Below are 12,813 nucleotides of genomic sequence, written 5' to 3'. Positions count from 1 at the left end.
GTTCAATACATTATGCACAAGCCCCACTAAGCATAAAAACGCCGTGTGATAATTGAGGAAAACCGTGTGACCAAAATGCGCAAGGCATCTTTGAAGCTGAAGATGTGCCGCGATATACTACGCAGATGCCTATACCTAAACTCAGCTTCGCTAATTTGTCCAAATTACTGCCTGCCAATCCATGGCTGCGTTCATTCATCATTAACCTCATTCTTTGGGGCGGCATCCTTACGTTTGGTGCTTGGGGTAATTATCTAGACATTGTTAAGTTAGAAAAAGACTTGCGTTTTGCGAGCATGTGGATGAATTGGGTAGAAAGTGATTTCTTACTTTTTGTATTAAGCTGCGTGCTTTACCCGCTACTCGGAAAATATCCTGCTCTTGTGGCCGATGCGAGGAGCATCGCGCGCTTATTCATTAGTTTGTCGCTCTTCTTTTACCCCTTCCATGCAGTGTTTCTATTATTTGGGAAATGGAATAGATTTGATTCAATCCGACAACGACACAATAGTTTTCTCGATTACGTACTGAATAGCAGCAACTCCGGATGGTTTTTTTGCTTCGCGTATTTCGCAGCAATCGTCACAGCAATTATTTTTGTTCGTATCTGGCATGAGAATCGAGATAGACAAGATTCCATCAACAAAATTCAAACCGATAATCTGCAACTGAATTTAGCCTTGGAGCAGCAAAAATTACAAAGCCTACGTCAACAACTAGAGCCTCACTTTATTTTCAACGCACTCAACGCCATCAGTGCTTTAGTCAGAAGCAATGAAAAATCTGTCGCTTTGTCAGGTATTCATAGATTAAGTGAGCTATTGCGCTACGCCCTCACAGCCAGTAATAAGGACTGGGTTAGCATTAAAGATGAACTTGATTTCATACGCGATTATCTGGCGCTTCAACAATTGCGCTATGGTGATCGTCTGGAAGTGATAATCGAAGGCGACACCCCTGCCATCTTGCATGGCGATTGCCTGCCCTTATTACTTCAACCGCTGATAGAAAATGCTTTACGCCATGATCTCGATTGCCATGAAGAGCGCAGTCAAATCCATATGCAATTGAGCCTGAACGCAGATCAGGTCACGATACAGATACGCAATCGCTTGCAAGCCCATGCAGTAAAAAATCCTGGACTCGGCTTAGGTCTATCGCAAACACATTTACGTTTAGAGATGATGTATAAGGGCAAAGCCAGTGTGCACATCAGTGAGTGTCCCGACGAATTTAGTGTCGTCATCACGACACCTCTGCATCGAGCAGATACCTGACCATGAATCAAACCATACGCGCCTTGATTGTCGATGACGAAGAGTTAGGTCGTAAAAATTTACACTATGCGATTGAAGAGCACAGCAATTGGTTAATCACCGCAGAAGCTTCGAGCGTGGTCAACGCACGTCTTGCACTAGCTACTCAAGACGTGGATGTGATTTTTTTAGACATACAAATGCCGCGTGAAACCGGCTTGCAGTTCGCTCAAGAATTAGCTAAGCAAAGCCAGCCGCCTCTGATTATTTTTGTGACCGCATTTAATGAACACGCGATTGAAGCATTTGAATTGCATGCGCTCGATTATCTCTTAAAGCCGCTCAATGACACGCGTCTCTCACAGGCCTTAGAACGTGCCGAAAGTATGCTGGCCTTGCAGCAGCAAGCCAACTATGGAAAAGCTTTGCAGCGCTACGTTGAAGATGAAAATAATAAGCAGGCTGCGACGCCGGAATACTGGCAACAAGTTAGTGTACGTTCTATCGGCAAAATCGAAACCGTTTCGCTCGCCAAGGTGCTATGGATAGAGGCACAAGGCAATTACATGCAGCTCCATACCAGCACTCGGCAAATTCTCTATCGGGCCTCAATGGCGCGTTTAGAACAACATTTAGATCCTAGTATTTTTTTACGCATACATCGCAGCACGATCGTACGTAAAGATCAGATCGCCAGCATTTATGCCACTGCCGACAATAACTATAAAATGCGCTTACATTGCGGCGATCAGGTCCTGATTAGTGAACGCTACATCGCCGCAGTGAAAGAAGTTCTGGCGAAACATTCTCTCAGCTGAAATCGACTGCTGGGCTGGCGAATCAATACCCGAACTTAAACACTGCCATGACATCAGTGAACGCATCAATTCATCCAATCAAGAAAAGTGCGTCACAAAGAAAAAATCCACCAAAATTATTGGTGGATTTTTTTATCAACATGACTGTCTTTGAAAATTAAATTTGCTTGAATTTAAATTTGATCAAAACCGGATCAGTTGAAATTTCATGCTTTACTTCTGTTCACTCGCACCGATAAATCGATATACCGTTGCGCCCAATACAGCACCAACAATCGGTGCAAGCCAGAATAGCCATAATTGCGCGACAGCCCAGTCTCCCACAAACACAGCAACCGCGGTACTACGCGCCGGATTAACGGAGGTGTTCGTTACCGGAATACTGATCAAGTGTATCAAAGTCAAACACAAACCAATGGCGATTGGTGCGAAGCCAGCTGGTGCACGTTGATCTGTTGCACCTAAAATCACGATCAAGAAAAACATCGTCAAAACAACTTCAATGAGAAATGCAGCCATCATAGAATAGCCACCAGGTGAATGTTCAGCAAAACCGTTTGATGCAAAGCCCTTGCTGACATCAAAACCCGGCGCACCACTCGCGATTAAATATAAAACTGCACCCGCCGCAATTCCGCCTACGACTTGCGCTGCGATATAGGGTAGTAACTGGTTTGCAGGAAAACGACCACTAACCCATAAACCTATCGACACCGCAGGATTCAAATGACATCCAGAAATATGCCCGATCGCATATGCCATGGTTAATACAGTCAAACCAAAAGCCAGCGACACGCCGACAAAACCAATCCCTAATCCTGGAAACCCTGCGGCTAACACTGCACTACCGCAGCCACCAAGGACTAACCAAAACGTACCAAAAAATTCTGCACCATATTGTTTCATTATTCTTCCTCGTATTTTATGTTGAGATTGATCGTCGTCCAGTTCGCACTACAAAGAAATCTAAGCCACCGCACATCGATAAATGGTTTAGCGATTTTGAAAACTCAAGTACGAATCCAGTATGAATCTAATACGACCCGTGTATAAATTAATTAAAAAATTAAGCATGCACATCTTGAAACCAGATTAACTTTAGGTCAAGTGTCGCAGCCTCCATTTAACAAAAGTTCGCTTTTATTATTTTTTGGACTTGCGCAACATTGTGCAGGCTAGTGCCGGCCATCGCATACTTAAATCGGTGACAGGCGGCCGAAGACTGTACAACGGTGCGGCGGGACGAACCCAACGATGCCAGCGTCTACTTTGTGTAAGCCCTATATTTTTCAAATAATTATCCATTCATAAAACTGACTCACATCAAGGGAAGCTTAAAGCAGCGTCGATTCTGTTCGCTAATCAAATAAATTCCACGTAGGCTAAGCGCATCATGCTCGCTTCGAAATAGAAATCACGCAATTTTCATCTTAATGCAAGAGTCAAATTTCAAGCGAACACAATTCACTCACAACGAAAACGAGGATACTTATGTCACACGATTGCGCACGCCCAATGACGGATGCAGGAACTTATGCTTTTGACGCACGCGGCGTTGCAAAACGCTTTCGGCATGCTGCCATCTTTGGCGCTTTATCAGCATTAATGCCTGGTGAAACGATGCGTTTCTGCAATGACCATGACCCAATACCGCTACTGCACCAAATTGGTGATCACTTCGGCGATAAAATCAAGATGGCGTATATTTCACGCGAGCCTGGTGAGATTGTGATTGATTTTCTGGTGACGGCTTAATGCGTTTATTTGAACGTTAGTTTGAACTAAGGCTTGTTGAGCTAAACAAACCAACATGTTTTGGAAAAACAATTGCAGGATTCAGGCTTGCTAAGCTCTGATAGAGTTTCTTTCTATCGTAAGCAAAATTAGGGCTCAGCACATGACTAGTCCCATCCTGCATTTGTATCCGGATCGAACTCATCATCGCGTCTCGATCGGTCGACTGTTTAATTTCAATGATGTCAAACGGATCAACAGAAAAAGTCCACTCCTTGAACATCGGATGATAAGAAGCAAATTCCGTTCGACTTAGCTTGATATAAAACTCCGTGGGATTTTTTAGCAACCAGGCAATCAGCGAAAGTAACACCAGCTCTGTCACGATAAAAATAATCCCTATGATATTTAAGAATTCATCAAAACGATCGCTAGATCTCACGATGGTTAAAAACAATCCGAACATCACAGGAGCAAAAATCATATTGAACGCAGCTACTTTTGCCTGCTGCTTTCGGCTTCTCGCAAAATAAAAGAGTTGATGTTCTGACTTCACTGTTGAGGTCTCATAGAATTTTCTAGATTATTGATTTGCATCTATAGCGCTGCGCCTAACTTCATTCAAAGAGGTGGCTGCAAAGCGTGCAAGCTTCCTTCACCTGGCGTCATAAAAACGATACGACAAGATTCCTTAACTTTAGCGGTATGCCAAGTTGCTTGAGGAACTGTGAGAGTCGATCCCACTTCGTCAAATTGCACAGTAATAATTTCACCATTTTGTTGCAAGTGAATCTCTGCCGAGCCAGCAATCAACAGCAAGATTTCGTCGCCCGCCGGATGCATTTCCCAGCTAGGCCAATCCGCATCGAACGTATATTCAGCCAGTAAAATACACGACTTAAAATTCTGAAAATTCACATCCAAATCGGAGTAAATGCTAGGCGAAACGGGAACCCCATGCGCTTTCAGCTGAGAGTCAATCACCACAAATGTAGATGACAAGGCAGTTGGTTTCATATGGAAGTTCCTGTGAAAAACAAAATGTATTTATCGTCAACGTTGATATAAGTAGATTGGCCAACTTATCTACTCGAAACCAAAATCACATCAAAGCTCTAAGAACCTTAAGCATGTCTACCCAAAGCGCGATTAGCTCGGCGTATAAATATCCAATGCCAAATCCAAAGAATCATCGCCAAAACACCTGCGGCTGCACCAATCTGATTTGGTATCAGTGAGATGACTTGCGCCATACACCAACCAATGCCAGACACCATACCAAACGACTTGAAATGCGCCAAGCCGGAATTCACCACAGCTTCTGCCTTCAAAGAATTGGCAACGTTCGCAACAATAAAAAAATCTTCAATAAAATTATAAGGAAGAAGAAACATCAACCACACACTTTTAGGCGGTGCTTTTCTGGATTCCGGAGAAACCAGTTGAAGGGTTCTCATCAAATCACGCGCATAAAAAAACACCAGCATCAAAAATACAGCGATCGCAATTACCGTTCCTATGGGTCCAAATACCTTAAACTCGTCGAGAATACCACCCGCTGCCTCAGGATAGAAAAATGGATAGGCCAGCCCAAATGCAATCGGCACGCTGAGGAAGATTTTAAGTAACACAAGTGAAGGATTTTTCATGGCAGGAAAATGGCGATCAAATTAAAGTTCAGCAAAAATACATTAAATTCATTTCGTTTGCACTTTATAGTTTAAATAGACAATTATTTCATAATCATCATTTTGCTGCAAACCTAGCGTCAAAGGCAATACTAGCTATATGACATACTTCTCGATGATCATCTTAGGCACTTGCCGCGATCCCTATCATCGTGCTTGTACATAGCCGCTTTCAAAAAACAGATCTTAGCGTCGTCAGGATCATCAAATTCCTGAAGCCAATGAATTGAAATTGGCTGATCTTACGCGCGCCTCTTCACTGATTTCAGTTGCTCAAGCACGCGCTAATATTTTCACAAATTCTCGTACCTGTGATGCGTCATTTAATTTTCAGCGATAAAAATCTTCACACGAGGCCAACGTTCAGTAAATTTTTTTTGCAACACCCTCGCCGCAAATGCTGAGTAGGATATGCATTTAGGATTCCATCGTACGATCATCTCAAACAAATCAGACAAGCCGTGCGGTGCGATGATTTCCACCTTTCCCGCGTCTGTTAACTTGACACCCACACAAGTTGCAATTTCTGGCCAAGAGGCGACGCCTTCTGTCAGCGATAAAAATGGTGGCACCGCTATCCGCGACTCCAGTGTCAGCCAGCGGTGCACTGACGCTTGATTAACAAGTTCCCATTTGAAGCCTGGTTCCATGAGCGACAGCTTATTTTCCAAGATGCGCTCTGATTTTTCAGACAGGTCAGTCCCATCAAAAAACACCACATCGATATCTGCTGCTGGCGTCTGAACTTCAAAACTATGTAAATGATCCCAGACCAGATTACGGATCACTCCAGCGCCTATACACCACGACGATAAACCAAGGCAACGGACAGCGCCTAAAGCGCGCATTAGTTGATTTGATTCCATCACCAGTGTGATCAACTGCTCTTCTAAAATCACCGCCTGATTTGACGCAAGGGATAGTGTTTCAGATGCTTCAGATGCTTCAGCGGTCTCATTCTTATTGTTATCCAATTGAGCCTTTGTTCAACAAAAAATACTATGCGGAGTACGCTCATTATGCTCGATTATCTTAGATAAAAGCACTTCGCAAAACTCAGTTGAAAACTCAGTTGAAAACTCAGTTGAAAACTCAGTTGAAAACTCAGTTGAAAACTCAGTTGAAAACTCAATTGAAAACTCGGTTGAAAATTTGCTTCCGCAACAAGTGCCTGTACTCACCCGTTATGCGAAAAAGTAAGAATCAAATTTCCTCGCTTGCGACCAGAATCAACATGGCGATATGCCTCAACGATTTGTTCAAATGCGAAACGTTTATCAATGACTGGTTTAAACTTACCCGCCGCAGCCAGCTCAGCTAGAAAACGTAAATCTTCGACGCGAATACCAACAGGCCCCGCTATCACTTTTTTGCGACTAAACAGTGAAACAAGCGAAGCGCCAAGCATGTCAGATAAACCTGCCAACACTAGTAGCAGGCGGCCACTGTCAGCGAGTGATTCTTTACAACGCGAATATGGAGCGGTACCAACTGTATCGATAATCACATCATAAGTCTCACCATTTTTTGTGAAATCTTCTTGGGTGTAATCGATCACTCTATCTGCGCCAATCGACCGCAGTAAATCAGCATTCGCACCACTGCAAACTGCAGTCACGTTGACACTAAAGTGTTTAGCAAGTTGCACTAATGCTGTACCAACACTTCCAGAAGCACCATTCACAAGAATTTTTTCGCCAGCTTGGAGCTTAGCTCGTCTTAAAAAATCTAAAGCGGTAGTCCCACCGAAGGAGAGCGCGGCCGCCTCGTCATCACTTAAATTGGCGGGCTTTACAATGACCAATCCATTTTGAGGCATGCATTTGTATTCTGCGTGACAGCCCATCGCAGTGTCACTAAAAGCAAATACGTGCTCACCTACTTTAAATTCTGTCACCTCACTGCCAATTGATTCAATGACGCCAGCCAATTCTGATCCCAAGATGGCTTGTCTAGGCTTTGTAATTCCAAACACCAAACGCATAATCAGTCCAAAGCCTGCAGGCACAGTCAAGCTGCGCACGCGCCAATCACCAGACGTCACTGTGCTCGCCAATACTTTAATAAGCACTTCATCGTCTTTTGGTTTAGGCTGATCAATTTCTTTTATTTGAACTACTTCAGGCGCACCATATTTTTCACATACCGCAGCTTTCATGTGTTGTTCCAATCAAAAAGAATTCAATAGACAATCCAAAACAAAGTTTAAAAACAAATGCAAAATTAAAAATGTTTAAAGATAATACGCTATAAGATCTCGTTTTTGATATTTCAAACTGAAATCAATTTGAAAATCAAAAGTCGGATATCAAGAAAACGAAGAGTGAACATGTGCGTTAATTGAATGACACATCCATTGTCATGTCACAGATTAAAAAATGAGTGCTAGGTAAATGTGCGAGTAAGCGCCAGTTGCAAACCTGCAGATCAGTGGCAAACAAACGCAATTCAATTAAAGAAATACATCGCGCTTGTTCATTGATGGCGTTTCAAACCTTCAACAATACTGGTTGAAAAAGAAGTTACCGTGAGGTCGCTTGAACAAGACTCAATGCCTCTGCATAAAGTGGGAATTGTGGTGTGATGTCAAAGTAAGTTGATGCCAATCCTTCTGCTGCTTTACGGCATTGCGCAAGTTTATCGCCCCTCGCAAAGAATTGCTGAACAATCGCAGATCCTTGTGCAACAACGACATCGCGATAACGCAACTTCTCCGCTTCTAATTTTTCTTTTCCATAGATAGACTCAATTTCAGCAAAGAGCGTGGCTTGATATTTGGTCAAAGCATCTATGAATTTCGCATTGCGACCTAGCCATGCAATTTGAGTTTCTTTAACAAAGGAATCTGGTTTGTCCAAGTAGGTATGACACTCTTTCGCTAAAGTACCAACGACAAAATACTGCATGCCGATGATCGTGTGCGCTTCTGTAAGAGAAGCTGAAGTTATAGTTGAAGTTGTAGTTTTTTCCGTTTGTGCGAATAAATTACTTGAGAAAGTCACCCATAAAAAAACCGCACCCATCTGCACGATACGCATATCACTTCCCCGTCAAAACGAAAAAATCGCAAAAAAATTTTATGGAGCATCCGTAAAGAACTCAAACCTTTGCCGCTTGTAAAGACACTTCCTTCGTACCGTTGGCAAGCCATTGCGTACCTAGTTCTTGAAAACCAAATTTATCGTGAAATTTTTTAGACGCGGGATTTGGCGGCTGGATATTGTATTCACAAGCAATGTAACTCATTCCATGTACACGAGCGAAGTCGAACAGTTCTGCGTAAATCCGACTACCGATCTTGAGACCAGAAAACGCAGAATCGACAACGATGCGATCAACGTAAATAAATTCACGTAATCGCATCGCGAACCAAGCGTAATTATCGTTCTGGTAGGGTACATTTTCTTTCATTGCAAGGATAAAAGCGGCAACCCGTCCATTGACAATAGCGACTTTGTGATAGCTCGCCAACTGCGCGAGTTCAATCAATCGCTGACGATCCATTGAACTTGTTTGTTGCACTTCCATCGCGTTAAGTTCAACAATGCGGGCAAAGTCCGCTTCCCTAGCATCACGAATAATAATTTCAGTCATAAAAACTTTCATCCTCTCGCCATCAATCATGAGTAAATTATCTAACCAAATTTTGAATGACCAAGTCTACCCAACGTGCTCAAGCAAACTGACAACTATTTGATGCATGCGTCATTTAAGTTTCGCGTAATCAAGCCCTCACAAACCATCGCATAAAAATGAGTCACTAATCACAGTACAATTCGATGCAAACAACATTTTGAACACCGAAAGTACCTCAGCTACTCTTTCCAGCATCCATGCTTTATCGCATGTACCGACGCATGGTTTTCGCTAAAAATAATGACTCGCTACACAAGTGTTTTTCCACATCCTAGTTGATGACGACAGATGTTTTGTAAGTTCAACTTAAAAGCAACATCGCTCAAGAAATACAAATAAATAAAATTCATTAAATTAAATTTTTTTGAATAAAAAATTCCAAAAAACACAAAAAATACAATTTTTTATTAATTAAAATCAAAAAAAAATATAAAAATGTTCGGCAGCCAATATGAATAACTTAGATTAAATATTCACATATTCTTTTAAACAACCCCACTGTTAGAATCAAATCCCGCTCGCAATCTTGAGCGGTCAAAAATAAGTTCTTTCAATAAAAATGGGGGCAATATGAAATCTAAAATAAATCTTAGGTATGCGGTACTAACGTTAACAGCCATTATAGCCACAACAAATGCGGCAAATTCAAGCGCTATAGACGACAAAAAAAACGAAGGTTGGCGAATTGAGCAACGGCAAAAATGGGCAGCGGATATCCGCGGATTATCGAAAGAAACCAATGCCAGAACAATGCGCGAACGAGCTGTAGGTCAACTCAAATTAAGATCTTCGGAACGAAGTGCAATCGCCACAGCCGCCGGTGAAACTTGGATTGAGATGGGACCTTCAGCTATGAATATGACTGGTTGGACTTTTGGAAAAGTCTCTGGTCGTAATAATGCAATTACTCCTCATCCAAGCGACGATAATACTGTTTACTTTGGTGCAGCGGCTGGCGGAGTCTGGAAAACGACAAACGGGGGTACTAGTTGGACGCCAATTTTCGATCAAGTGGGCACTCTACCTATCGGTGCGATTACGATAGATCCCAATAACTTTAATCGTGTCTGGGTTGGCACTGGAGATAAAAACCAAGGATGCCTTGGAGCATATCTAGGGCAAGGTATATCTGTCAGTACTGATGGAGGGCAAACTTGGAGTAACAGAAATGGCAGCGGGGGCACGATCATGCCTCTCAGCATAGTCAATAGCGTTGCGGTATCTTCGACGAATAGTAATCAAATTCTTGCTGGCGGTTTTGGTGCCTGCGACGCTTCTGGCCAACTGGCAAATGGAGGTGTCTACCGTAGTATCAACGAGGGAGTAAGCTGGGTAAAGGTACTATCCGGAAAAGTCGAAGACATTGTATTTGCACCAGGAACGAATACAGCATATGCATCAGTACAAGGCACTGGCGTTTACAAATCAACAGACGGAGGAGCAACCTGGGCCAATGCAAGCAGTGGAATTTCTGCCGCCACTGGTCGCGTTCGCATCGCGATGGCGCCAAGTAACCCCCAAATTCTTTACGCGCTCAACGGCAGTAAGCTATTTAAAACTACAAACGGTGGAGTCAGTTGGACATCTGTAAACACCAGTGCATGCGAAGGACAATGTACCTACAATCAGGCGATCGCAGTTCACTCGACCGATCCAAATAAAATTCTAATTGGTAGCATTCGCTTTGCGGTTTCTACAAACGGTGGCTCGACACTAAACTACTTAACAGCGACTTGGGGTACTGGTCAAAAAGTGCATCAAGATACTCACGTATTGGTGTGGTCGAAAAACAATCCAAATCGTTTTTGGGTCGGCACTGATGGCGGTGTTTGGCGAAGTGACGATGGTGGTACTAACTACATCAACATGAATTCTAACTTAAATGTCACGCAGTTCTACGATATTGCCGTTGATTTTTCAAATGGCGATAAAATGTTTGGTGGCGCACAAGACAATTCATCCTCTGGACGAACAACCAGTACAGTCTGGGGATTAACCTATGCCAGTGGTGATGGTTTCATGAATGCAATTGACCAATCTAATCCGAATATCGTGCTACAAACAAGCTATCCAAATGGATACCCTGCAATTGTGAGATCAACAACTGGTGGAGCGGCAAACAGTTTTAGTAGCCTGAGCAATTCCGGAATCACTTCCTCTACAAATTTCCCATGGGTTACCCCTTTAGCAACTGCAGGAAGCAAAGTATGGACTGCTTCAGATGCCGTCTATGTTGGTACAACCGCCGCTACGAGCTTTAGCTGGGCGAAGCTCACAGGAGCACTCGGTGGAGCCGCCTCAGTACTTACGCCAAAACAGTCTGGCTCAAGCTATATTCTTTATGTAGGAACAGAAGCAGGAAAGGTTTTCTACAGTAGCAATGCTGGTACATCAAGTGCCAGCTTAACGAATGTTACTGGTAATCTTCCCACAGGTCGTATATCAGATATTGCAATTGACCCAAACAATAATCAGAAAGTATTTGCTACCAAATCAAACTTTAGTGGTGCACATCTCTATCGCTCTACCAGCGGTGGCAATACATGGACCGCAGTCGGTGCAGGCTTGCCAGCTGTACCTGCACATACGGTAGCGATTGATCCCATTAACACACAACGCATTTTTGTGGGCACGGATATCGGTGCCTATGAAAGTAATGATGGCGGCGATAATTTTGTTCCGTTTAACACCGGATTACCACTTGGTGTGATTGTGCAAGATCTCGAAATCAGCGCCAGCCCACATGCGATGATTGCAGCAACTTATGGTCGAGGCGCTTGGAAAGTTAATTTGTCAGGTTCAAACAATATACCGCCGGTCGCAGCTTTTAGTGCAGCATCCAATTTATTGAATGTTGCATTTACAAATTCAAGTACAGATCCCGACGGTACTGTCGTGTCACAAGCTTGGAATTTTGGAGACGGCAACATGAGTACAATCAAGAATCCAAACTATACCTACGCCGCAGCGGGAACTTACAATATCTCACTTACGGTCACCGATGATCGTGACGCAACGAACACGATAAGCAAATCAGTAACTGTCAACGCTGCGAACCAAGCACCTGTGGCAAATTTCAGTGTTAGCACTTCAGGCTTAGCCGCCACGTTCACCGATAGCAGCACAGATGTAGACGGTTCAATTACATCACGCAACTGGAGTTTCGGTGATTCAAGTACTAGCACTTTGCAAAATCCAAGTAAGACATATTCGACTGCCGGGACTTACACGGTCACACTGACAGCAACCGATGATAAAGGAGCAACGAACAGTATTAATAAATCTGTCACGGTGACAGCGAGTGCATGTTCCGGTACGTCGATTCAAGGCAACTTCAGCGGCGCGAGTGGACAAAGTCAAATCCAACCTGGTGGAAGCTACTATCAATCAACCGTTTCGGGGACTCATAAAGCTTGCCTGAGTGGCCCAGCGAATACTGATTTTGATATCTATCTCGACAAATGGAATGGTAGTTCTTGGGCACAAGTCAGTGCCAGTGAAGGAGCAACTTCAGCAGAAACCATTAACTATGCTGGAACAAGTGGCTACTATCGCTATCGTGTCGTCAACTACGGAGGGGGCGGCGCCTATACATTGACGTACTCAAAACCATAATTCTCAGTTATCGCTGATTATCCCTAGATATCAAAGATCAAGGAAAACGGGCACTTTATACGAATT

At 43.3% G+C, this 12,813-nt stretch carries 12 protein-coding genes; 4 read left to right on the top strand and 8 right to left on the bottom strand.

The window, feature by feature from the left end:
• Positions 1 to 104 precede the first annotated feature (104 nt).
• Together H8K33_RS00480 and H8K33_RS00475 are read left to right on the top strand one after the other, a co-directional pair.
• Complete coding sequence (locus H8K33_RS00480; RefSeq protein ID WP_222613234.1) at positions 105 to 1,277, top strand: sensor histidine kinase; 1,173 nt, start codon at positions 105 to 107, stop codon at positions 1,275 to 1,277.
• Positions 1,278 to 1,279: 2 nt separating this feature from the next.
• Complete coding sequence (locus H8K33_RS00475) at positions 1,280 to 2,074, top strand: LytR/AlgR family response regulator transcription factor (RefSeq protein ID WP_186889029.1); 795 nt, start codon at positions 1,280 to 1,282, stop codon at positions 2,072 to 2,074.
• Between the two features lie 213 nt (positions 2,075 to 2,287).
• Here H8K33_RS00475 and aqpZ read toward each other — a convergent pair whose 3' ends face one another.
• The gene (gene aqpZ, locus H8K33_RS00470) at positions 2,288 to 2,980 is read right to left on the bottom strand and encodes an aquaporin Z (RefSeq protein ID WP_186889028.1); all 693 of its coding nucleotides are present in this window, start codon (positions 2,978 to 2,980) and stop codon (positions 2,288 to 2,290) included.
• Between the two features lie 585 nt (positions 2,981 to 3,565).
• Between aqpZ and H8K33_RS00465 the strand changes: the two genes are divergently transcribed.
• On the top strand, positions 3,566 to 3,829 hold the full coding sequence (locus H8K33_RS00465; RefSeq protein ID WP_186889027.1) for a DUF2249 domain-containing protein: 264 nt from the start codon (positions 3,566 to 3,568) through the stop codon (positions 3,827 to 3,829).
• Positions 3,830 to 3,845: 16 nt separating this feature from the next.
• Here the strand turns inward: H8K33_RS00465 and H8K33_RS00460 are convergent, their stop codons facing one another.
• From H8K33_RS00460 to H8K33_RS00430, 7 genes are all read right to left on the bottom strand, one after another.
• Entirely contained in the window at positions 3,846 to 4,364 is a 519-nt protein-coding gene (locus H8K33_RS00460) for a hypothetical protein (RefSeq protein ID WP_186889026.1), read from the bottom strand.
• A 65-nt stretch (positions 4,365 to 4,429) separates the two neighbouring features.
• Positions 4,430 to 4,825 (bottom strand): cupin domain-containing protein, encoded by a 396-nt coding sequence (locus tag H8K33_RS00455; RefSeq protein WP_186889025.1) that lies wholly within the window; start codon positions 4,823 to 4,825, stop codon positions 4,430 to 4,432.
• Positions 4,826 to 4,932: 107 nt separating this feature from the next.
• A complete protein-coding gene (locus H8K33_RS00450) occupies positions 4,933 to 5,457 on the bottom strand; it encodes a hypothetical protein (RefSeq protein WP_186889024.1) in 525 nt (174 codons plus the stop codon).
• Between the two features lie 362 nt (positions 5,458 to 5,819).
• On the bottom strand, positions 5,820 to 6,470 hold the full coding sequence (locus H8K33_RS00445; protein WP_246443197.1) for a nucleotidyltransferase family protein: 651 nt from the start codon (positions 6,468 to 6,470) through the stop codon (positions 5,820 to 5,822).
• Between the two features lie 203 nt (positions 6,471 to 6,673).
• Positions 6,674 to 7,654, bottom strand: a complete 981-nt coding sequence (locus tag H8K33_RS00440; protein WP_186889023.1) for an NAD(P)-dependent alcohol dehydrogenase — start codon at positions 7,652 to 7,654, stop codon at positions 6,674 to 6,676.
• A 364-nt stretch (positions 7,655 to 8,018) separates the two neighbouring features.
• On the bottom strand, positions 8,019 to 8,534 hold the full coding sequence (locus H8K33_RS00435) for a hypothetical protein (protein WP_186889022.1): 516 nt from the start codon (positions 8,532 to 8,534) through the stop codon (positions 8,019 to 8,021).
• Between the two features lie 61 nt (positions 8,535 to 8,595).
• Positions 8,596 to 9,090: a GNAT family N-acetyltransferase gene (locus tag H8K33_RS00430; protein ID WP_186889021.1), complete on the bottom strand. Its 495-nt coding sequence runs from the start codon at positions 9,088 to 9,090 to the stop codon at positions 8,596 to 8,598.
• Positions 9,091 to 9,702: 612 nt separating this feature from the next.
• On the opposite strand from H8K33_RS00430, the gene H8K33_RS00425 reads away from it, so the two are divergent.
• Positions 9,703 to 12,747, top strand: a complete 3,045-nt coding sequence (locus H8K33_RS00425) for a PKD domain-containing protein (RefSeq protein ID WP_186889020.1) — start codon at positions 9,703 to 9,705, stop codon at positions 12,745 to 12,747.
• The last annotated feature ends 66 nt before the right edge of the window (positions 12,748 to 12,813 follow it).

Source organism: Affinundibacterium amnicola, assembly GCF_014284275.1.
In the GTDB taxonomy this organism is placed as follows: domain Bacteria; phylum Pseudomonadota; class Gammaproteobacteria; order Burkholderiales; family Burkholderiaceae_D; genus Undibacterium; species Undibacterium amnicola.
The sequence above is the reverse complement of the archived record's forward strand: the minus strand, read 5'-3'. Positions and strand labels throughout refer to the sequence as shown.